The organism is Ruegeria sp. HKCCD7628, assembly GCF_057221005.1.
In genome coordinates this window covers 73,441-95,940 of the sequence record NZ_JBWVBA010000001.1, presented here as the reverse complement: position 1 = coordinate 95,940, position 22,500 = coordinate 73,441, and the positions used below count along the sequence as shown (strand labels likewise).

The window sequence follows — 22,500 nt, the reverse complement described above, 5'->3', positions numbered from 1 at the left end:
CATATGGTATGATGTGGCGAACGTCACGAGGCCATTCAGTCACATCCTCGTGGTTGCACGCTGGACACCCGGTCAAAGTGGAAATATTTCATCTCTATGTCAAACCCAACTGAAACTCTCGACGCATTGGGCCTGCTTTGTCCCCTGCCCGTTCTGAAAGCTAGAAAACGTTTGAAATCAATGCCCTCCGGGGCAGTTCTGCGTGTTCTGGCCGACGATCCTGCTGCGATTATTGACGTCCCGCATTTCTGCAGCGAAAGCGGTCACCACTTGCTGGCGCAAGAAGAAACCGAAGGCCATCAAGTCTACCTGATCCAGAAAAAAGGCTAAGTTTAAGTCGCGAATGTTACAAAAAAGGCGGGTCTTTCGCCCGCCTTTTTGTTTATTGCCCCAGTGACCACCATCCGCGCCGCTTGGGCTTCGTAGGTTCTGCAGGTTCCTCGGCAACGACCTCAAGTACCGGCTCTTCTGTTACTGGTTCCGGTTCCGGCGCTACCTCCGGTTCCTGACTTTCCTCTGCGACTGCTGCTACAGGCTCTTCCGCCTCCGCCTCGGGTGACTCAGTGCTTTCAGCAACAATATCGTCAGCGAGTTCGACTTCATTCGATTCCGCTGGTGCAGCCGATTCCTTTACGGTTTCTTCGACCACTTCAGTTTGCACCTCAGCAGTCTCAACTGACTCGCCTTCGGCATCAACCGGTGTGGTTTCCTTCTTTTTACGACGTGGCGCTCGGCGGCGTTTAGGCTTAGCCTCTTCCTCGCCGCTTTCCGCCGGAACGGACTCTGCAGCGTCGGTTTCGTCTACTTCGACCGGTGCTTCTTCTCCAGTGGGCGCCTCTGCGGCCTCAACGTCATCTGCGCTCACCTCAGCCGTTTCGCCATTTCCATTTCCCTTCTTGCGGCGGCGGCGGCGGCGCTTGCGCTTGGGCTTGGCTTCTTCGTCTGTCTGAGGCGTTTCGTCTTCGACCTTTTCCTCTTCATCCGCGTCGACAAGATCCATCAGCGATGCATCTACGGAAACGACCGGCGCTGTCGCTTCGGGTACAATCCGGCTTGCAGTCTTGAACTTCTCCATCGAGAAATCCGGACTGACCAGATGGATATCCCCTTCCACACGAACTGAAAGACCATAGCGCGACTCGATTTGGGCGATATGCTCACGTTTCTGGTTCATCAGGAAATTCGCGATGCTGACGGGGCAGCGCACCAAAACCTCGCGCGAGCGGCGCCGCGTACCTTCTTCTTCGATCTGACGCAAAATGGTCAACGCCATGTTGTCGTCCGAACGGATCAGCCCAGTTCCATGACAGGATGGGCAAGGCTGCGTCGTTGCTTCCAGCATACCCGGGCGCAACCGCTGGCGACTCATCTCAAGCAGGCCGAAGCCGGAAATACGACCAACCTGAATGCGTGCCCGATCCGTTTTCAACTTATCCTTAAGGCGCTTTTCGACGGCCGAGTTATTCTTGCGCTCGTCCATGTCGATAAAGTCGATGACAATCAGACCGGCCAAGTCGCGCAGGCGCAACTGGCGCGCCACTTCTTCGGCCGCTTCGAGATTTGTCTTGAGCGCGGTTTCCTCGATCGAGCCTTCCTTGGTCGCCCGTCCCGAGTTGACGTCGATCGCTACCAATGCCTCAGTCACACCGATTACGATGTAGCCACCCGATTTCAACTGCACAGTCGGGTTGAACATCCCGGCCAGATAGCTTTCCACCTGATAACGCGCAAACAGCGGCAGAGCATCCTCGTACCGTTTCACGTTCTTGGCATGGGACGGCATGATCATCTTCATGAAGTCCTTGGCGATGCGGTACCCGCCCTCGCCTTCGACCAGCACCTCGTCGATATCGCGATTGTACAAATCGCGGATCGAGCGTTTGATCAGGTCGCCCTCTTCATAGATCTTGGCCGGCGCTATGGACTTGAGCGTCAACTCGCGGATCTGCTCCCACATACGCTGCAGGTATTCGTAGTCACGTTTGATCTCGGATTTGGTCCGTTTGGCCCCAGCGGTCCGAATGATCAGGCCGGCACCTGTCGGCACGTCAATATCGGCAGCGATCTCTTTCAGTTTCTTGCGGTCCGGCGCGTTAGTGATCTTGCGGCTGATACCGCCCCCCCGCGCTGTGTTTGGCATCAAGACGCAATAGCGACCGGCCAACGAGAGATACGTGGTCAGCGCTGCGCCCTTGTTGCCACGCTCTTCTTTGACGACCTGAACCAGCAAAACCTGCCGGACCTTGATCACCTCTTGGATTTTGTACCGGCGCGGGCGCGGCTTGCGCGGAGGGCGAATGTCTTCGCTATCATCCTCATCCGCAACAGATTCGATCGTGTCGTCTTTTGCGGTAGCATCCGCGCGGGCTTCGGTATCGTCCGGCTCATCGGAGTCAGCCTTGTTTTCAGCTTGCTCAGTGTCGGCATCCGCCGGCGCGTCTTCCGACGCAACAGCGTCGGCGTCGGGTTGAGCATCAACCTGACCCGCCTCGTCGGCGGAGGATGTTTCCAAGTCCTCTGTTTGGGTCTCTTCACCCGCCGAATCCGAGGCCACTTCTTCCTCTACAGTGGGGTCGGCACTTTCCGGTTCGTCTGCTGCTGCTACAGTTTCCGCATCCAGTGCTTCCACGTCGTCGAGCGGTTCCTCGACAGGAGTGTCCGCCACGTGATCCGCTGGGGAAGTCCCTTCGGGCACAGCCATCTCGGGTTGTTCGTCGCCCTCATCCAGATCAATCGTTTCCATACCCGAGGGTTCCGAAGACACCTCAAGCGTCTCGACTGCATCATCCGTTTTGACGTCGGCAGCCTTGGTCCGCGACCGCGAACGGCGTTTCTTGGGCTTGGATTCTTCCGCCTCATCCCGAGCCCTCATGGCCTCGGCATAAGCGCGTTCTTCCTCCATCAGCGCTTCACGATCGGCAACTGGGATTTGGTAGTAGTCGGGATGAATTTCGGAAAACGCCAGAAAACCGTGCCGGTTTCCGCCGTAATCCACAAAAGCCGCCTGCAAAGACGGCTCAACCCGCGTTACTTTTGCTAGATAGATGTTGCCAGCAAGCTGGCGTTTGTTTTCGGACTCAAAATCGAACTCTTCGACCTTGTTTCCATCGACCACCACAACCCGAGTCTCCTCGGTGTGGGTGGCATCGATAAGCATTTTCTTAGCCATGTGTCCTTGGTGCACCGCGCCAAACGCGTTGTCCTGACCCGTCCAGGCGGACAGGCACTTTTGGGGAGGTGTCTTGTACGGGCGATTTCGGACGGCGCGCGGCAGGGTCTGGCACTGTGGCCCCCTGCCCGTATAGTCAATCGTTGCGCGCGCGTCATCGCGGTTCTTCTCCGACAGACGCGCCTTGACGCTGTCTGCCCATTATATTCCTTTCGCCCGCATCCACGGGCTCAGGCGTTCAACTGCCCCGGTTCGGGGCACAATCGGTCTGCGCGGCCTGTGTGGGATTAGGTCACCACCTGCGGCGTTGCAGCGAAACTCAAAGATTCGGGACTTTTGGGCACCAAAAACGGCCCGGCCCGTTCAGGTACAATAAAAGCAGTCCTGTGGAAAAGACAATGGGCAAACTGCAATCCCTGCACTTCTGACAACAGGGATCGCTTCATCTGGCCAAAAATATCTCGGGGGTGAATTGAGCTGAAGGCTCAAGAGGGGGCTGGCCCCCCTCTCTTCCGTCACAAGTAGTCCGAACGTTGCAGCCCGTATTTGGCCATCTTTTCGTTCAACGTTCGCCGCGGCAAACACAGCTCGTCCATCACAGACGCGATCGAGCCTTTATGACGGCGCATAGTATTGTCGATCAGCATCCGTTCGAACGCCTCAACATATTCCTTCAGGGGCTTGCCTTCCGTTGTCATGACGGGTTGCATTTCTTCATGATCCGACATGAGCAAAGAGGCAATCGTTCCAGAGCCGCGACGCGATTGCAAAACTGCGCGCTCGGCGATGTTGATCAGTTGTCGCACATTCCCCGGCCAAGGCGCCTGCAACAACTGCGCGGCCTCTTGTGCACTGACTTGCGGCGCATCACAGCCATATTCTTCGGCGAATTGTTCGCTCAGGCGGGTGAACAATGTCAGGATATCTTCGCCGCGCTGGCGCAGCGGCGGCATGGTGATACGCAACGCCGCCAGCCGATAGAACAAGTCCGGCCGCAGAACATCTTCAGAGGTCTTACCGGCTTCCTGAAGGTTCGAGATCGCGATAATCCGCGTCTCGGCAGGCGTACCCTGATCATTCATCACGCTCAGCAAGCGCGCTTGCAGCGTATCGCTTAGCGCTTCAACGTCTTCCAGAACCAAGGTACCGCCGCGCGCTTCTTCAACGGCAGGCAGTTGCGCGTCCTCGGGCATCATGGGGCCGAACAACCGTTTGGAAAGCGCCTCTTCTTCCAGGGCCGCACAAGAAATCAGAACGAATTTCTTACCGGCCCGACTGCCCACCGCATGCAGGGCGTGCGCCACCAAGGTCTTGCCGGTACCGGTTTCACCGTCGATCAGCACATGACCATCGGCCTGCCCCAGATCCAGAATATCCTCACGCAGGCGTTCCATGACCGGGCTGGCCCCGATCAGCTTGCTCATGATTTGCGTGCCATCCGACAGCTCTCGCCGCAGTGCCCGGTTGTCCAAGGTTAGGCGCCGAGCGTTACTGGCACGTTTAGCCAATTCCGACATCCGGTCGGGATTGAAGGGCTTTTCCAGAAAATCGAACGCGCCCACGCGCATGGCTTCCACAGCCATCGGCACATCCCCGTGCCCGGTAATCATGATCACCGGCAGCGTACTGTCCGCTCCCATGAGTTTTTTCAGCAACTGGATACCGTCCATTCCCGGCATCTTGATATCCGAAATAACGATCCCTGGATAATCCGGCCCCAGAACTTTGAGCGCATCTTCGGCGCTGGCAAACGTTTCCGTGTCATATCCTGACAGTGCCAGCCATTGACTGATTGACTGCCGCATATCCTGTTCGTCGTCCACAATGGCGATCTTCATGGCCTGTGCCATAGTCTTTCCCCGTTATTCCGCGGCCTCTAGGCCATCGCTTCCAAGTATAGGCAGCTGCATCTCGAACACCGCGCCCCCGTTGGGGCTGTTGCGGGCAGTCAGCCGTCCCCCATGGTCGTTCACGATCCCGGAGGAGATGGCAAGCCCCAGCCCGACGCCATCGCCCGGCTGCTTGGTGGTATAGAAAGGCTCGAACAGGTTTTCGATATCCTCGATTCCATGGCCATTGTCCCGCACCGTCAGCACCGCCATATCCCCTGCGGCCAGAATGATTTCTACATCCGGTTCAGATACTGATTTGGTGGCGTCCAGTGCATTACGCAAGAGGTTGACCATTACCTGCTCAATCCGCATTCGGTCCCCCAGTGCAAACACCGGTTCTTCGGGCAGAATCTGAGTGATCTTGACGTGTCGCTGACGCAATTGCGGCTCCATCATCGACAGGGCAGAAGCCAGCGCTTCGCCAAGATTTACAGGGGAAAACGCATCCGCGCCCTTCCGAGCATAGGATTTGAGCTGACGGGTTATCGCACCCATCCGCTCGATCAGTCCATCGATACGACCAAAGCTGGCCAGTGCTTCTTCGGGACGGTTCCTGCGCAGCAGCAGGCGCGCGCCTGCCAGGTAAGTTTTCATTGCAGCCAGAGGTTGATTAAGCTCGTGACTGACAGCGGCCGACATCTCGCCCAACGCGGCCAGTTTCGAGCTTTGCGCCAGCGTCTGTTCAGCAACTTCCAGCGTCTTTTCAACCCGTTCTCTCTCAGCGATTTCCCGCTGCAGGCGCGCATTCAATGCGCGAAGCTCTGCCGACTCGCGCTGAAACAGCGCCATGCGGAACGTCGCCCGGCGGCTGAGAGCGTAGAAAGCCAAAGCAAGAAGAATCGCAAACCCCATGATTTCCAGCGCAATTACACTGTTCACCTTTTCCCGGATGGACGAGTAAGTTGTGAAAGACGTGATCGTCCAACCACGGAACGGTATGCGTGAGTCCATACGCATAACAGCTTCGCCCTGCAGATAAGCATCCGGCGGCAGCGCGGTCCAATCAGCGGTTGCGCGGATCGCCCGCTCAATGGCGTTTTCGGGCGGTTGCCGCTGAATGGCAGTGCTTTCCTCCAATCCGCGCCACCGCGGTTCGGTCGACAGAATGACCGTACCCGTACTATCTGCAACCATCACAGCATCAGAAATACCCGCCCAGGCGCGTTCGAATTTCTGCAAATCGACTTCAACGACGATGACGCCCAGAATATCTGCTCCAGAGTCCATGCGGCGCGAATAGACAAAACTGTATCCCCCCGCCTCATTCTCAATGACCGAAAAAATCGTGGCATTGGAACGAACAGCATCCACATAGTAAGGCGAGTTTCGATGCGCTTCGCCTAAGCGGTTCCTGTCGGTTGCAGCCACGGTCCGCCCGTCGCTGTCCAACAACATCAATGATGCGGCGCCGATCTCCTCGACAAACGAGATAAGGCGCTGAGTGGATAGGGTATAGTCGCTGGACTGAAGCGCCGATATCAGTGTCGGATCACGAGCCAGTAGTTGCGGAACAATCGCGTTCCGCCGCAGTTCGCTCAGCAAGTTTCCCGAATACAGCGCAAGGCGTACTTCGGCTCTGTTTCGGGTCGATTCAGTAAAACGATCCGTCAGCAAACGGTTGGTCACCCAAATCGTTCCAACGGTTGCAATCAAAAGGATCGAAACCGCGACACGCAGGCGCCACCCCAAAGGAGCGCCCCGGAACGGATTTTTGATAGAAGACCAGCCAGATTGGGTGTCGGAGCTCATGCCCGGAAACTACGCGGGCTTGAGTGCAACCTCAAGTCACGCCGGTGCTAAAACACCCGACAATGCGCGGAACAATGCCGTGCCGTCTGTGCCGCCGTGACCTTCGTCTGCAGCGCGCTCGGGGTGTGGCATCATGCCAAGAACGCGACGGTTTTCCGACAAGATGCCCGCGATATCGCCAACCGACCCATTGGGATTCTCGGTATAGGTGAACGCGATCCTGTCTTGATCACGAAGTGTGGACAGTGTTGCGTCATCGGCGAAATAGTTTCCATCATGGTGCGCAATCGGAATACCTATGACATCGCCGGCATTATAAGCGTTGGTGAAAGCACTGTCGCTGGTCTCTACCTTCAAGCCTACAGTCCGACAGATATATTTGAGCCCGGCATTGCGCAGCAAAGCGCCCGGAAGGATGCCGGTCTCGGTCAGGATTTGGAAGCCGTTACAAACACCAACCGCATAGCCACCGCGTTCAGTGTGTTCCACAACAGCCTTGCAGATCGGCGATTGCGCCGCGATAGCGCCACATCGCAGGTAGTCACCGTACGAGAAACCGCCGGGGACTCCGATGATATCGACGCCCTCAGGCAGAGACGCGTCTTTGTGCCAGACCATGTCGACCTGAAAACCGGCTTGTTCAAAAGCGACGGCCAAATCCCGGTCACAGTTGGAACCGGGGAATACGATGACTGCAGCGCGCATGGCGGGGCCTCCGGAGGTAAGGGTCAGACCAGTTCGATCTCGTAGCGTTCGATGACCGTATTGGCCAACAGCTTTTCGCACATCTCGGTTACGTCTGCCTCGGTTGCACCTTCGGCCAATTCAAGGTCAATCACCTTGCCCTGACGTACGCCTTCGACCTGGTCAAAGCCCATGGCACCCAATGCGTGGCGCACGGCCTCGCCCTGTGGGTCGAGAACCCCATTCTTGAGCATCACATGCACACGTGCTTTCATTCCTGCAACTCCAGCTAAGGGCCAGCGGATACGGCCCGTTCCGTTGCGCGGGGGATAGCGCGCCTTTTGCCATTCGACAACCCTTGTCCGCACGCAGTTTGCCGCAGGCCGCGTCAGCTCTTGCCTGAAAGCCCGGGGTAATGGGCATCAATCGCGTTGAATGTCCCTGTCAGCACCATTTCAACGGCAACCGCGACAAGAATAATAGCCATGACCCGAGTGACCACATTTATCATCGTCGGCCCAAGAACGCGCGAAATCGGATCGGCGAACAACAAACCAAGCCCCACAATTGCGCAGGCTATAAGGACCGCTGAACCCAATGTTACAATCTCGGCCCCGTCTGGTAGGCTATGCGCAAACACGATGGTGGTTGCGATTGTACCGGGGCCAATAGTCAGGGGGATCGCCAAAGGCACAACGGCTATGTTGCTTTTCTTCGCCCCATCTTGCACGGCCTGCTGATCCCCCTTTGGCCGGTCCGATGCATTCAGCATAGACATGCCGACCCCGAGGATGATCAACCCGCCCGCAATACGAAATGACGGGATGTCGATCCCGAAAACGGCCAGAATTTCTTCGCCAATCAAAACGGCAATCAATGCGACAGCGACAACCGTGGCAGTCACGATCAGCGCGACCCGTTTGCGCTCGGGTGCCGTGTAGCCATCGGTCATACCCAGGAAAATCGGGATACCGTACAACGGGTTGAAAATCGCGAGCAAAGCCGCAAGAAATTTCAGAAAAACTGCCTGGTCAAATAGTTCAGCCATTTCACGCCTAGCTTACAATTACCTCGGCAGACAATGCGAGACAATCCATGGCACTGTCAAACGCCACCAACAAAAGAAAAAACGCCGCTTGACTAAGCGGCGTTTCGACTTGTCCTGAGGGCAGAGATTCAGTTGATCAGCGTCGGCTTGGTTACATTGCTTTTTGGCAAAACACCCAAACGACGGGCAACTTCGGAATAGGCATCTGTAAGATTGCCCAAATCTCTCCGAAACACATCTTTATCCAACTTTTGGCCACTTTCGATATCCCAAAGGCGACAGCTGTCAGGGCTGATTTCATCTGCAACGATCAAACGTTGATAATCGCCTTCGAAAACACGCCCGATCTCGATCTTGAAGTCGACCAGACGAATGCCAACGGCCAACATAATGCCGCTCATGAAATCATTTACGCGCAGCGCAAGGCTTAGAATATCGTCCATATCCTGCTGGCTGGCCCAGCCAAAAGCAGCGATGTGCTCTTCGGTCACCAGCGGATCACCCAGCGAGTCATCCTTATAGCAGTACTCGACGATGGGGCGCGGCAATTGAGTACCTTCGGCAATACCCAAACGTTTGGACATCGACCCTGCAGCATAGTTACGCACGATGACTTCTAGCGGCACGATTTCACAGCTGCGCACCAATTGCTCACGCATATTCAGGCGGCGAATAAAATGTGTGGGCACGCCGATCTGGTTCAGGCCGTTCATGAAATACTCGCTCAGGCGGTTGTTCAGCACGCCTTTACCGTCGATCACGTCCTTCTTTTCCGCATTGAATGCGGTCGCGTCGTCCTTGAAGTACTGAACGATCGTACCCGGTTCGGGACCTTCATACAGAATTTTGGCCTTGCCTTCGTAGATTTTCTTGCGACGCGCCATAAGCGACCCTTCCAGACTGTGAAGCGAGAGATTTCCCACTTTGTTGCGCCCTCATAGTCCAAGCCCCCCTTTCCCGCAAGTTCAGTAAGCCGAGGGCCTTTGACGCAGCGCAAATCCCTTGCGTCGAAGCCTTGCTATGGTCATATCTGCAAAAGACAAGATGTAATCCAAGGGGTCCCCAACCAATGACCACATTTGACGAACGCGAAAACGCCTTTGAAGCGAAGTTTGCCCATGACGAAGAAATGCAGTTCAAAGCACAAGCACGCTGCAACAAACTGCTGGGTCTTTGGGCCGCAGAAAAGTTGGGAAAAACCGGCGAAGAGGCTGAAGCTTATGCTAAAACTGTCGTGATCGCCGATATGGAAGAGGCAGGCCACGAAGACGTCGTCCGCAAAGTGTCGGGTGACTTGGGATCACTGTCGTCTGACGACGAAATCCGCGCCAAAATGACTGAACTTCTACCCGAAGCCAAATCGCAAATCCTGAGCGAGGCGAATTAACGCTCTGCCCTTGAACTCATGATCTTCATGAGTTTTATGAATTTGATTTGAAGCCCCGGTCATGAGACACGGGGCTTCTTATTTTTTTCGGCTCCGCCGACTTTTCGGGAACGCCCAATGACAAACGCGCTGACTGATCTTCTTGCCGCAAATGATGCCATCCTTGCCGACGGTGCAACCGGCACAAACTTGTTCAATATGGGATTGCAGTCCGGGGACGCACCAGAATTGTGGAATGTGGACGCGCCAGACAAGATACGGGCTTTGTATCAGGGATCAGTTGATGCGGGCAGCGACCTGTTTCTGACCAACACGTTCGGTGGTACGTCAGCACGGCTTAAATTGCACGACGCCCAGAACCGTGTGGGTGAATTGAACCGTATTGGCGCCGAGCTTGGTCGCGAAGTTGCTGACAAGGCGGGCCGGACGGTCGTTGTGGCTGGTTCGGTCGGTCCGACCGGTGAGATAATGGAACCTGTCGGAGCTCTGTCCCATGCCGGGGCGGTCGAAATGCTCCACGAACAAGCTGAAGCGTTGAAAGCGGGCGGCGCGGACGTCCTGTGGCTGGAAACGATCAGCGCCCCCGAGGAATTCCGCGCGGCGGCCGAGGCGTTTGCTCTTGCTGATATGCCTTGGTGTGGCACCATGAGCTTTGACACCGCCGGTCGCACCATGATGGGCGTCACGTCGGCCGACCTGGCGCAGCTGGTTGAGACCCTGCCAAACCCGCCCGTCGCCTTTGGTGCAAATTGCGGAACCGGCGCATCGGACATCCTGCGCACGGTTCTGGGTTTTGCCGCGCAAGGCACCGAACGTCCCGTGATCTCGAAAGGGAATGCGGGCATTCCTAAATATGTGAATGGGCATATCCATTACGACGGTACACCCGAACTGATGGCGCAATACGCCGCAATGGCGCGTGATGCGGGTGCGACGATTGTTGGCGGTTGTTGCGGTACGATGCCCGACCACCTGCGCAAAATGCGCGAGGCGTTGGATAGCACGCCCCGTGGAGCGCGCCCAACACTGGATCAGATCACTAATGCGCTGGGGCCGTTTTCGTCCGCCTCTGATGGCACCGGTGACGACGCGGTGCCAGAGCGCCGGACCCGCCGCCGCCGCCGCGCGTGAAGCTCAACGCCCTTCGAATTTCGGGGGGCGTTTTTGCATGAAGGCTACGACGCCCTCGGCAAAATCCCGAGACCGTCCGCATTCACCCTGAAGGTGGGCTTCGATCTCAAGCTGTTCACCCAGCGTCTTTTCGTAAGTCCCGCGGATCGCCTTTTTGATCGCGCCAAACCCAGCGGTCGGACCGCTGGCCAGATAGGCGGCTCGGCGTCGCCAATGGGCGTCGAAATCGGCATCCGGGACGGCCTCCCAGATCATGCCCCACTCATCGGCTTGCCGCGCGCTGATCTTGTCCGCAAACAGAGCGGCCCCCATCGCTTTGGCAAAGCCCATTTGGCGCGGGGTAAACCATGTCCCGCCAGCATCCGGCAACAAGCCGATCCGGGCAAAAGCCTGCAGGAAATAGGCGCTTTCCGTTGCAATCACTACATCCGCGCACAAGGCCATATTGCAACCAGCCCCCGCAGCCGGGCCGTTCACAGCGGCAATGGTGGGAACCGGACAGTTGTAGATCGTTTCGAGCATCGGCTCGTATTCATCCCGCAACGTGCGTTCGAGGTCGATTTTTCCTGTGGTCGAGGAATCGCCCAAGTCCTGTCCGGAACAGAACGCGGCCCCTGCCCCAGTAAGCACTACGGCGCGTGCATTGGCTGCCGCCTCTTTCATGGCATATGCAACTTCGGCCCGCATCTGGGCGGTCATCGCATTCATCTTGTCCGGTCGATTCAGGGTCACTACCGCCAAATCGTCCGAGATGTTCAGCAGCACGGTTTCATAATCCATCAGGTTCCCCCCCAAGCACTATTCTTGAGGACAAGCCTGACTTAATTCACAATCAAGGGAAAGACCGACCAAGGGTCAGTCCTTCAGAATTTGCTCTAACCGCTTCTTTTCAGCGTCGCTAAGCCCGTCAGTGTCCGCGGTCGCGTGCGCATCTGCGCGCTTTCGAAGGAAACTCCAACCCACCGCTGCAGCAATCAACAACATGATCGGTCCCGCAAGCCACAGCAGCAGGTTTGAACCAGTTATGGTAGGCTTCAACAGCACGTATTCCCCATAACGGTCTACAATGAAGCTGATTGCTTCTTCGTCGCTATCGCCCGCAACAAGCCGTTCCCGCAACAACAGGCGCAAATCCCGCGCCAGCCCGGCATTGCTTTCGTCAATACTTTCATTGCGACATACCAAACAGCGCAAACCGGTACTCAGGTCACGTGCACGTTGCTCCAAGACCGGATCGTCCAGTACCTCGTCTGGCTGCACGGCGTATAAAGGCGACGCGATAATCGCCAGGATCAGGATCAGGCGTTTCATTCTGCTGGCACTCCGCCTGTTGGGGCCTTGCGTGCGCCTGCAGCCACGCGGAACCTTCTGTCGGACAGGCTAAGGAACCCACCCAAAGCCATCAGGATACAACCACCCCAGATCCAGTTTGCCAGAGGCTTGATGTAGGTTCGCATCACCCAGCCTCCGTCAGCCTGCTGATCGCCGATCACAACGTACAGGTCCCCTAAGAACCGGTAGTCGATCGCCGCTTCGGTCGTTGGCATTCTGGCAACAGGATAGTCCCGTTTTTCCGGGTGCAACATACCCATGGGGCGGCCGTTCTTTTCCACCCGAACATCGGCGGTGGTCGAGAAGTAGTTGGGCCCTTGCACGCGGCGGACATCGTCCAGTGTCAGGGTGAATTGACCAACCTCAAAAGGCTGACCAGGCTGCGCCACTCGGATATCCTCAACCTCCCACGCGGTCAGACCGGCAATGGCAAACATGGTCACGCCAAGCCCGGTATGCGCAACGGCTTTGCCCCAATCGGCTCCGGGCAGCCGGAACAGGCGACTTAGGCTTCCGTTGCGGCCTGTACGGCTCCACAAATCAACCGCAGCGCCAAAAGTGACCCACGCCCCAAGGAACAGACCAATAGGGCCAAGCGCGCTACGCCCCGTTTGCATGACCCAGACCAGTATCGCCAAAGCCACGGCCAATACAAAGGCGTAGCGAAGCGAATACGCCGCCTTGCCAATCTTGCCGCGTTTCCACGGCATCATTGCGCCCACAGGTAGAACGATCCCCAAAACGATCATGAAGGGTGTAAAGGCCGCATTGAAAAACGGTGCCCCGACCGAGAGTTTCCGGTCAAAAGCCATCTCGGCCACCATCGGCCACATGGTCCCGAAGAACACCACAAAGCAACTGACAGCCAACAAAATATTATTCAGTACCAGTGCGCTTTCACGGCTGACCATGCCAAAGACGCCCTTGGCCTCCATCGCTTGCGCGCGTGCGGCAAACAGCGTCAGCGCACCACCGATGAAGATGACCAAAATGAACAGGATAAAAACGCCGCGTTCCGGGTCGTTGGCGAAGGCATGAACCGAGGTCAGCAAACCCGAGCGCACGATGAACGTGCCAATCAACGAGAACCCGAACGCGATGATCGCCAACAGGATCGTCCAGCTTTTCAGCGCCTCGCGTTTTTCGACAACGATGGCGGAATGCAGCAACGCAGCAGCCAGAAGCCAAGGCATGAACGACGCATTCTCGACGGGATCCCAGAACCAGAAACCACCCCAACCCAGTTCATAGTAGGCCCACCAAGACCCAAGCGCGATCCCAATAGTCAGAAAAACCCACGCGGCCAGTGTCCACGGGCGCACCCACCGACCCCACGCCGCGTCGACACGGCCTTCGATCAAGGCAGCAACGGCAAAGCTGAACGCCATGCTGAGACCCACGTAACCCAAGTACAAGAACGGAGGGTGGAACGCCAAACCGGGATCTTGCAGCAATGGGTTCAGGTCCCGCCCATCAAAGGGTGCAACAACAAGCCGGTCAAAGGGGTTCGATGTGAACAGGATAAAGGCATAGAACGCCACGCCAATCGCGGCTTGAACAGCCAGCACGCGCGCCTTCAGTGTAGGTGGCAAACCCGCCCCGAAAACCGCAGCCATCCCACCGAATATGGCCACGATATAAACCCACAACAACATGGACCCTTCATGGTTTCCCCATGTCCCGCTGATCTTGTAAAGCATTGGTTTAGCCGAATGACTGTTCTCGACCACGATGCGCAGCGAAAAATCCGAAGTGGCAAAGGCCCAAACCAGCGCACTGAAAGAAAACGTCATGAGCACCAATTGGGCTACCGCGGCGGTTTCCCCAAAAGTCATCCAACCCGTCCACCTTTTGGACGCGCCAACCAGCGGAATGACGGACTGCACGATCGCCACGAGAAAGGCGAGGATGAGGGCGTAGTGACCAAGCTCTGTAATCATGGCCCTGCATATAATCCTGTTGCACAGAAAGCACCAATAACTTTCGCGTCCTGAAGGCGCACATAGTGTCGCGGCTCATGCCGTGCGGGCGCGCCTCCAATCGTCCAGTGCCCGGTTTTCGTCAGGGTTCAGCGCGTGCTCGGCAAGGGTTACATCGGTCCCCGGATCAGCCGCGCCGACGGAATTCGCCCGCATATGTCTGAGTTTCGCGATATTCTGCGCAACCACAGGCGCGCGCCGCACGGTCGCCGAAATCTCGCGTTGCCAGTCCTGCATTTTGGCTTGGTGCCGCGCGCCGAAATAGAACGAAACAATAACCCCCAAAAGCCACCACAGCGGTTCAGGAACAAGGGCGATGCCCTGCATCCGCGCCGCAAACCAAAGGGGTCCACCATTGCCGCCACAAATAGCGCAAGCGTACCAAGCGCCAGAGCAGGACGCGGCAATCGGTTCAGGCCGTCCATAAAACGGTCGAAACCACCCTTGCGCGGCACAGTATATTCAGCACCGAACTGAACCATTGCCTGCTGTTGAAGCGACAGGTCGCGTTCGGCACCTTTTTCCGCATTTTCACGAAACACTTCGGCAGTTTCGCGAACAACATTCCTTCCGTCCCCAAAAAGGAACGACAAAAAACCCGAGATCAATCCCATCCCGCAACCCTCTGCTGAAATTCCGCATCGCTCAGGTGGTACCCCGGAGAGACAAATTCTTCTGCTCTGCGAATCCATCCACCCTTGTGTCCAGTTTGCGTGCGCGCGTATTTCCGCGAAGCAACGCGCCCATCGGCAATCCGGAAATAATAGTTCCGACGCGCCACACCATACGCGTCTCGCAGGGCAATCGGGTCGGGCAGCGCGGCAGTCTTGCTGGCCTTCGCAGTTTGTGGGCCGACAACACCGTCAACTGTGATCTTAAAATCCATTTTCCTCAGAAGATATTGAAGTATTTTAACCGCTTGCGCGCCTGCGTTGACATACATGTCAAAGACAGAAGGTTGCAGTACCTCTGGCAACATGCCCAGTCTTGGGCCCTTGAAATAGTGAGACACGAAAATATCTACAGCCTGCGTTTTTGAGAGACGCTTAACGTCTTGGCGTGTAATGAATCCATCGCCGGTCAAGTCCAGCCCCAAGCGCCGCATTGTGTGGATCGTGACACCGTATTTTGTCACTCCGCCCGGATCATCCGGGTCGTCTACAAAGCCACCTTCGCGCGATACGATATCAGTCGCGATCTCTTGAACCGTCTGCATTGAATCCTCCGCTTGAATTCGCACAAAGGCTGCAGTCTCTGGGTTAAGAGCGATCTACGAAAAAGGGCGCTGCTACCGCAACGCCCAATAACATTCCTATCTATTCGAGGGGTCAGCCTTCGCTCGGCTCCACATACACGCCTTGCTCCTTCAGCGCGTCCACAACCTCTTTGGGCATGTAGGTTTCATCGTGTTTGGCAAGAATCTCGGTCGCCTCGAATACGCCATTCACATAAGAACCAGTCCCGATCATGCCCTGGTTTTCTTCGAACAAGTCCGGTAATACGCCTGTGAAAGCGACTGGTACACTTTCCCCGCCATCGGTTACGACAAACGTCACCGTTTCACCCTGCCCGCGAACGATCGAGCCCTCTTCGACCAAACCACCAATCCGGAACACTTCGGTGGACTTTGGCGGCTCTGCGATTACCTCGCTAGGCGAGCGGAAAAAGTTGATACCGTCCTGCAAAGCCCAGCCGATCAATGCTGTAGATGACACAAGGGCCACGACTGCCAGCAGTATGATCTGTACGCGGCGGCGTTTCTTGAGCGACTTCATGATATCCTCATGGGAACAGAGGGGCCATCATCAGGCCCGTTGTTTCAGCTTCACCTAACATCAGGTTGGCGTTCTGCAAGGCTTGGCCACTGCTACCTTTTGTCAGGTTATCCAGAGCACCGATCACGATCGCGCGACGTTCGATCCGGTCGCCAACTACACCGATATGGCAAAAATTCGAGCCCCGCACGTGGTGGGTCGATGGCGTCTCGCCAAAGGGTAGCATCTGGATAAAGGGTTCGTTTTCATAGGTCTTGGTCAACGCCTCGTACACGCTGGCCGGATCGCCTTTGACATAGGTGGTGGCCAGAATCCCGCGGTTCGCGGGCACCAGATGCGGCGTGAACTGGACCTTGACCGGACGGCCTGCCAACGCCGAGAATTCTTGATCGAACTCACCCAGATGGCGGTGGGTGCCGCCGACGGCATAGGCGTTGTACCCCTCGCTAAGTTCGGCGTGCAGGAGGTTTTCCTTGAGCGACCGCCCCGCGCCGGACACTGCGCACTTAAGATCCAGAATGATGTCATCCAGATCGATCACGTTGGCTGAGATCAGCGGGCGCAGCACATATTGCCCCGTCGCCGCGTTACAGCCAGTGCCCGCCACCAGACGGGCGCTGCGGATGTCGTCGCGGTAAAACTCGGTCAAGCCGTAGACTGCCTCGTCCTGCTGCGCCAGAGCGGCATGTGGGTTGCCGTACCATTTTTCATATTCCGCCGGATCACGCAGACGGAAATCGGCGGACAAGTCGATGATCTTGAGGGTCTTGGGCAGATCGCGGATCACTTCCTGACTGGTCTTGTGAGGCAAGGCACAGAAACACAGGTCGATCTGCGAAAAGTCGATTTCGGAAATCTTGCACAGGGTCGGCAGGTCCATGTGGCGCAGATGCGGAAAGACCTGCGCTATGGTCATCCCGGCCTTCCGCTCGGCGGCCAGTGCGGCGATCTCCATGTTGGGGTGTTCGGCAATCAGCCGTACCAGTTCAGCGCCTGTATAGCCCGAAGCCCCTAGAATTGCGATTTTATGGGTCATGTCAGACCTCTTGTTTGCGTGGTGTCACATGTCACGACCGCCGATGCGACGGTCCGGGAATAAATCAGCACAAGGCTGGGCGTCCTTGACCTAAGTCAGACAGCCTCGAACGTGATTTGTCGTCGCAGGAACTGTGTTGCGCGGTCGCTGACCGTGTCGGGCTTGCCGGTTGTCAGGAATCCGCCCTGCCCCCCGCCCCGCATGTTTGGATGACGTTCCAGATAATCCGCAAGGCTTTCGGCGACCAATGCGCCCTGGCTGAATACCTGCACATCCTCACCCAGCGCGGCCTGAAACTCGTCAGCCATCAGCGGATAATGGGTGCAGCCCAGAATGGCCGCCTGCGGTTCGGGCATTTTACGTTTGAGCGCGTCCACATGGCTGCGCACCAGCGCCTCGGCCAGGATCATATCGCCGTCTTCGATGGCATCGACCACACCGCCACAGGCTTGCGCCTCGACATCCACACCGATGGCGCGGAAAGCCAGTTCGCGTTGGAACGCTCGGCTAGAGACCGTCGCAGGCGTTGCAAACAGGGCCACATGCTTGACCGCAACCTCGCGCGGAGGGCTGTTGTCTCCCCATTGCCGTTCGGTCAGCGCCTCGATCAAAGGCACAAAGACGCCGAGCACTCGCTTGCCCTCGGGCACGCCCTCTTCCTGCATCCGGCGCAGAGCCGCGGCGCTGGCCGTGTTGCAGGCCAGAATCACCAGATCACAGCCCCGGTTCCAAAGCTCATTAACCGCGCCGCGTGTAAGCTCATAGATGTTCTGTGCATCCCGCACGCCGTACGGAGCGTGCGCACTGTCCGCGTAGTACAGGAAATCCAAGTCCGGCAGACGTTTCTGCGCGGCGTCCAGAACGGTCAGACCGCCCAAACCAGAATCAAAAATACCTACTGCCATTAGCCCCTTCAGGCGCGATGCCGTTCCTCAAACTCATAGCCGTAGTCATAGGACTCCAACGGCGTTGGAGACAGCTCATACGTGGCTTTGCGCAGGAAATCCATCATCTTGCGCGTGTCCTTGGAAAGAGGGTCCAAAACGTCGCGGCCAATGGGCTCTCCGACCACCACTTTGACCGGAGTGTCGACGCGCTTTTTGAACTCTTTGATCAGCAAGCCCATGCGCAAAGTGTTGTGCAGATGGCTGGCGACCTGAAACAGGCGCGAGGTGTGGCCCTCAAAGAATACCGGCACCACCGTTGCGTTCGACTTGGCGACCATGCGCGCCGTAAACCCGCGCCAACCCGGATCCATGGGGTATGAGAACGGTTTGACCCCGGTGCTAACCGTGCCACCGGGGAAAATCCCGATCGCTCCACCCTCATCCAAATAATTCAGCGCGGTTTTGCGGGTATCCAGATTCAGCTTCATCGCCTCTTTCGTCTCATCGAACGAGATCGGCAGGATGATGCGGTTCAAATCTTCGGCTTTGCGGAATACGCGATGGGCCAGTATGCGGAAATCGCCCCGAGCCTGAGACAGGATGTGGCCCATCATCATCCCATCCAGAATGCCGTAAGGATGGTTGGCGATCAGGATCAGCGGACCGGTCTGAGGGATGTTGGATAACGCGCCACCGACTACATCCAGCGACAAACCATACCGGTCCACCATAACCGACCAGAAATCGCGCCCCTGCGCGACCTCGTGCTCGTACCCATCCGCACGCTTGATCAGGCGCATGCGGCCTGTGGTATTCTCCATCAGTTTGATCACCATCCGTCCGCCTTTCGTTTCGGCGGAATGGGCATAAGAAATGTCACGAGCGACGTGGCGGCGCGAGGGCATGGTTGTCTCCGAAACTTGCTGCCTGCAATCTATGTGCGGCTAACAATCTTGCCTAGTGACCGTGACAGTGTTGTGACGATTTACTCGGCCGCTGCGCGCAAATTGGGCCCTCCGCTACGGATCGTTGACAAAAGTTCCTCTCGGCGTTTCGCTGCCTTGGCTTCGTTTTCCTGAAGCACCGGGCCGAAGCCGCGAATATCCAGTGGCAGTTCGGCCAAAGCGATGACGGCATCGCGGGTCTCAGAACTGATCAGCGGAGTGATCTCTTTGAGATCACGCTCGTATTGCTTGATCAGAGCTCGTTCCATTCGGCGTTCTGCGCTGTACCCGAATATATCCAGGGGCGTCCCACGCAAGGCTTTCAACCGGGTCATCAGCTTCAATGGCCCCAGCATCCACTCGCCATAAGTTCTTTTGCGCGGCCGACCATCCGGGCCTGTACCACCAAGGATCGGCGGCGCGAGGTGGAACGTCATCTTGAAGTCACCATCAAATTCGGTCTCCGCTTTTTCGCGGCTGGACAACAAAAGACGCGCGACCTCGTATTCATCCTTATAAGACAGCAGCTTATGATACCCTTTTGCAACGGCTTCACGGATACCCTTATCTTCGAATGTTTCGACCAGTCTGCGGTACCGTTTCGCGAGCCGCGCACTTTGATAAGCGGTCAGGTGATCGGCGCGAAAACTGATCATTTGATCCAGCGTCTTGGGTAGTTCAGCCACACTGGGCCGCAGAATCTCCGCGACTTTTTCCGGATACAGAACCGCCCAGCGACCGATATCAAAAGCCCGCTTGTTTCGCTCTACAGCCGTTCCGTTCAGTTCGATCGCCTGAAGGACAGCCGAATGTTTGATCGGAAGCAAACCACGCTGCCAAGCGGCCCCGAACACCATCATGTTGGAATAGATCGAGTCGCCCATCACTGCCCGCGCCAGATCAGTTGCGTCGAACAGCCAGACATCCTCTTTCAACCGCGCCTGTAAAGCCAGCTCGAGACGATCACCCGGAATCCGGAACTCGGTGTCGCGTGTGAAATCACCAGTGACCGTTTCGTGGCTGTTGACGACGGCACCAGTTTGCCCCGACCGGGTCAATCCCAGTGTCTTGGCCCCGGCAGAGACCACCAGATCACCACCTATCAACGCATCGGCTTCTCCTGTGGCGACGCGGATCGCGCTGATATCTTCAGGCCGGTTGGCCAGACGGCAATGGATGTGTACGGCACCCCCTTTTTGCGCCAGCCCGGCCATCTCCATCATCCCGGCTCCTTTGCCGTCGATCTGAGCGGCCTGAGCCAAAACAGCACCAAGCGTGACAACACCCGTACCGCCGATACCCGTGATGACCACGTTATGCGTGCCTTTGATCTTAGGCAGTGTCGGCATCGGAAGGTCTGGCAGGTCGATCTCGGTGGTTGCCTCCTTGCGGATTTTCGCACCTTCCAGCGTCACGAAGGACGGGCAGAACCCCTTGAGGCAGGAAAAGTCTTTGTTGCAACTGGACTGGTCGATCGCGCGCTTCCGGCCGAGTTCAGTCTCTTTGGGCACAATCGACACACAGTTCGACTGAACGCCGCAATCGCCGCAACCTTCGCAGATATCGGTGTTTATGAATACCCGCTTGTCGGGGTCAGGAAAGGTACCGCGCTTACGACGGCGGCGCTTTTCGGCGGCACAGGTCTGTACATAAACCAGGACCGAGACACCTTCGACACCGCGCAATTTTTCCTGGACCTGCATCAGCTCGGCGCGTTCGTGTGTTTCGACACCTGCAGGCAAGGCTTTGAAGTTCACATCTTCCTTTTCATCATAGACCAGCGCGACGTCTTTGACGCCCATAGCCTTAACCTCTGTCACGATCCGTTCCGCGGTCAGATCGCCTTCATTTCCCTGACCACCAGTCATCGCGACGGCATCGTTGAACAGAATTTTGAACGTGATGTTGGTGCCAGCCGACAGGGCCGCGCGGATCGCTTGAACGCCCGAGTGGTTATAAGTTCCGTCACCAAGGTTCTGGAAAACGTGATCCGTGGTCGAGAACGGCTCTTCCCCGATCCAGTTGGCCCCTTCTCCACCCATCTGCGTAAAGCCCGAGGTGCTGCGGTCCATCCACTGGACCATGTAGTGGCAACCGATCCCGGCATAGGCCCGGCTTCCATCCGGCACCTTGGTCGAACTGTTATGCGGGCATCCCGAACAGAAATACGGCAGACGCGTTGCGATCTCCTCCGCGTTGTCGGCACGCCGGGCCTCGGACAGCTTGGTTAATCCGGCGCGAACTCCATCGGTGTCACGGCCTTCCTCAATCAGAATTTCGCCAAGCTTTTCAGCGATCATGTTGGGGTCCAATGCCCCTCGGGTCGGGAACAGTTCTTCGCGATGCAGAGTACCCGCACCGCCCTTATACCAGCCATACACACGACGCCCCCGACGGTCGTCAAAGATTGCCTCTTTAACCTGAACCTCGATCAGCTTGCGCTTTTCCTCGACGATTACGATCAGATCCAGACCTTCTGCCCAATCGTGGAACCCGGCCATGTCCAATGGGAATGTCTGCCCGACCTTGTACGTCGTGATGCCCAAACGCTCGGCCTCGGCTTCATCGATGTTCAGAAGAGACAGCGCATGGGCCAAATCCAACCAGTTCTTGCCTGCGGCAACAAACCCGATTTTTGCGCCGGGTTTGCCCCAGACACGTTTGTCCATCTTGTTGGCGTGCGAGAACGTCTCGGCCGCGAAGCGTTTGAAGTCTATCAGTCGTGCCTCTTGCAGGTGCGGCGTGTCCACCAGCCTGATGTTCAACCCGTCCTGAGGCGTATCAAAGTCAGGGACGACAACGGACATCCGATCTGCGCTGCCATCCACGACCGAGGTGACCTCGATCGTGTCCTTCATGGTCTTTAGACCGACCCAAACCCCGGCAAACCGGCTAAGGGCAAATCCATAAACACCATAATCCAGAATTTCCTGTACGCCTGCGGGGCTGACGATCGGCATATACATGTCAACCAGCGACCATTCTGACTGATGCAGCACGGTCGAGCTTTCACCGGTATGGTCATCCCCCATAGCCATCAATACGCCGCCATGGGTCGCAGTGCCCGCCATGTTGGCGTGGCGCATCACGTCGCCGGAACGGTCTACTCCGGGCCCTTTTCCGTACCAAAGACCGAAAACCCCATCAAACTTGCCATCCCCTCGAAGACCCGCCTGCTGACTGCCCCACAAAGCAGTTGCAGCCAAATCTTCGTTTAGACCGTATTGAAAGGTGACATCGCTTTCGGCCAATTGCTTTTGAGCGCGCATCATCTGTTGATCAACCGCCCCAAGCGGAGAACCACGGTAGCCGGTTACAAGCCCGGCAGTATTCAGCCCGGCCTGACGATCCCGTGCCTTTTGCATAAGCATCAGACGCACCAGCGCTTGGGTGCCATTCAACAAAACCTGGTTCTTTTCCAAATCGAACCGGTCATTCAAAGTTACTTGTGGCTTACTCATCAAACGCCTCCCCACGTCAGATCAGT

19 protein-coding genes and 1 pseudogene are annotated in these 22,500 nt (G+C 56.9%); 3 read left to right on the top strand and 17 right to left on the bottom strand.

The window, feature by feature from the left end; all coding sequences use genetic code 11:
* Positions 1–96: 96 nt before the first annotated feature.
* The gene (locus tag AC2TAD_RS00465; RefSeq protein ID WP_170354103.1) at positions 97–330 is read left to right on the top strand and encodes a sulfurtransferase TusA family protein; all 234 of its coding nucleotides are present in this window, start codon (positions 97–99) and stop codon (positions 328–330) included.
* A 52-nt stretch (positions 331–382) separates the two neighbouring features.
* On the opposite strand, the gene AC2TAD_RS00460 is transcribed toward AC2TAD_RS00465, so the two are convergent.
* The 7 genes from AC2TAD_RS00460 to purC form a co-directional block, all read right to left on the bottom strand.
* A complete protein-coding gene (locus AC2TAD_RS00460; protein ID WP_480865468.1) occupies positions 383–3,169 on the bottom strand; it encodes an Rne/Rng family ribonuclease in 2,787 nt (928 codons plus the stop codon).
* Between the two features lie 515 nt (positions 3,170–3,684).
* Positions 3,685–5,019 carry a sigma-54-dependent transcriptional regulator gene (locus AC2TAD_RS00455; RefSeq protein WP_170354101.1) on the bottom strand — a complete coding sequence of 445 codons (1,335 nt, stop codon included), beginning with the start codon at positions 5,017–5,019 and terminating at the stop codon, positions 3,685–3,687.
* A gap of 12 nt (positions 5,020–5,031) precedes the next feature.
* Positions 5,032–6,810 (bottom strand): sensor histidine kinase, encoded by a 1,779-nt coding sequence (locus AC2TAD_RS00450; RefSeq protein WP_170354100.1) that lies wholly within the window; start codon positions 6,808–6,810, stop codon positions 5,032–5,034.
* A gap of 36 nt (positions 6,811–6,846) precedes the next feature.
* Positions 6,847–7,515, bottom strand: a complete 669-nt coding sequence (gene purQ, locus AC2TAD_RS00445; protein WP_480865466.1) for a phosphoribosylformylglycinamidine synthase subunit PurQ — start codon at positions 7,513–7,515, stop codon at positions 6,847–6,849.
* 23 nt (positions 7,516–7,538) lie between these two features.
* On the bottom strand, positions 7,539–7,769 hold the full coding sequence (purS, locus tag AC2TAD_RS00440; RefSeq protein ID WP_170374301.1) for a phosphoribosylformylglycinamidine synthase subunit PurS: 231 nt from the start codon (positions 7,767–7,769) through the stop codon (positions 7,539–7,541).
* Positions 7,770–7,882: 113 nt separating this feature from the next.
* Entirely contained in the window at positions 7,883–8,542 is a 660-nt protein-coding gene (locus AC2TAD_RS00435; RefSeq protein WP_353389634.1) for a MarC family protein, read from the bottom strand.
* A gap of 128 nt (positions 8,543–8,670) precedes the next feature.
* The gene (gene purC, locus AC2TAD_RS00430; RefSeq protein WP_353389633.1) at positions 8,671–9,426 is read right to left on the bottom strand and encodes a phosphoribosylaminoimidazolesuccinocarboxamide synthase; all 756 of its coding nucleotides are present in this window, start codon (positions 9,424–9,426) and stop codon (positions 8,671–8,673) included.
* Positions 9,427–9,611: 185 nt separating this feature from the next.
* On the opposite strand from purC, the gene AC2TAD_RS00425 reads away from it, so the two are divergent.
* Both AC2TAD_RS00425 and bmt read left to right on the top strand, forming a co-directional pair.
* Positions 9,612–9,929, top strand: a complete 318-nt coding sequence (locus AC2TAD_RS00425; protein WP_480865464.1) for a DUF1476 domain-containing protein — start codon at positions 9,612–9,614, stop codon at positions 9,927–9,929.
* Positions 9,930–10,046: 117 nt separating this feature from the next.
* Entirely contained in the window at positions 10,047–11,060 is a 1,014-nt protein-coding gene (gene bmt, locus AC2TAD_RS00420; RefSeq protein WP_480865462.1) for a betaine--homocysteine S-methyltransferase, read from the top strand.
* A gap of 3 nt (positions 11,061–11,063) precedes the next feature.
* On the opposite strand, the gene AC2TAD_RS00415 is transcribed toward bmt, so the two are convergent.
* The 10 genes and pseudogenes from AC2TAD_RS00415 to AC2TAD_RS00370 form a co-directional block, all read right to left on the bottom strand.
* The gene (locus tag AC2TAD_RS00415) at positions 11,064–11,840 is read right to left on the bottom strand and encodes an enoyl-CoA hydratase-related protein (protein WP_170354093.1); all 777 of its coding nucleotides are present in this window, start codon (positions 11,838–11,840) and stop codon (positions 11,064–11,066) included.
* Positions 11,841–11,915: 75 nt separating this feature from the next.
* Entirely contained in the window at positions 11,916–12,371 is a 456-nt protein-coding gene (locus AC2TAD_RS00410; protein ID WP_170751080.1) for a cytochrome c-type biogenesis protein, read from the bottom strand.
* Positions 12,368–14,332 (bottom strand): heme lyase CcmF/NrfE family subunit, encoded by a 1,965-nt coding sequence (locus AC2TAD_RS00405; protein WP_480865461.1) that lies wholly within the window; start codon positions 14,330–14,332, stop codon positions 12,368–12,370. The genes AC2TAD_RS00410 and AC2TAD_RS00405 overlap by 4 nt, the downstream gene beginning before the upstream one ends.
* Before the next feature lie 75 nt (positions 14,333–14,407).
* Positions 14,408–14,985 (bottom strand): annotated as a pseudogene (locus AC2TAD_RS00400) (holin family protein).
* Positions 14,976–15,587, bottom strand: a complete 612-nt coding sequence (locus AC2TAD_RS00395) for a holin-associated N-acetylmuramidase (RefSeq protein WP_480865460.1) — start codon at positions 15,585–15,587, stop codon at positions 14,976–14,978. The pseudogene AC2TAD_RS00400 and the gene AC2TAD_RS00395 overlap by 10 nt, the downstream one beginning before the upstream one ends.
* Positions 15,588–15,699: 112 nt before the next feature.
* Positions 15,700–16,146, bottom strand: coding sequence for a cytochrome c maturation protein CcmE (gene ccmE / locus AC2TAD_RS00390; protein WP_170354088.1), 447 nt, complete (start codon positions 16,144–16,146; stop codon positions 15,700–15,702).
* A gap of 7 nt (positions 16,147–16,153) precedes the next feature.
* Positions 16,154–17,182: an N-acetyl-gamma-glutamyl-phosphate reductase gene (gene argC / locus AC2TAD_RS00385; RefSeq protein WP_480865458.1), complete on the bottom strand. Its 1,029-nt coding sequence runs from the start codon at positions 17,180–17,182 to the stop codon at positions 16,154–16,156.
* Positions 17,183–17,277: 95 nt separating this feature from the next.
* On the bottom strand, positions 17,278–18,087 hold the full coding sequence (gene murI, locus AC2TAD_RS00380) for a glutamate racemase (RefSeq protein ID WP_170751072.1): 810 nt from the start codon (positions 18,085–18,087) through the stop codon (positions 17,278–17,280).
* Between the two features lie 8 nt (positions 18,088–18,095).
* A complete protein-coding gene (locus AC2TAD_RS00375; protein ID WP_480865457.1) occupies positions 18,096–18,974 on the bottom strand; it encodes a lysophospholipid acyltransferase family protein in 879 nt (292 codons plus the stop codon).
* An 80-nt stretch (positions 18,975–19,054) separates the two neighbouring features.
* On the bottom strand, positions 19,055–22,474 hold the full coding sequence (locus AC2TAD_RS00370; protein ID WP_480865455.1) for an indolepyruvate ferredoxin oxidoreductase family protein: 3,420 nt from the start codon (positions 22,472–22,474) through the stop codon (positions 19,055–19,057).
* Between the last annotated feature and the right edge of the window lie 26 nt (positions 22,475–22,500).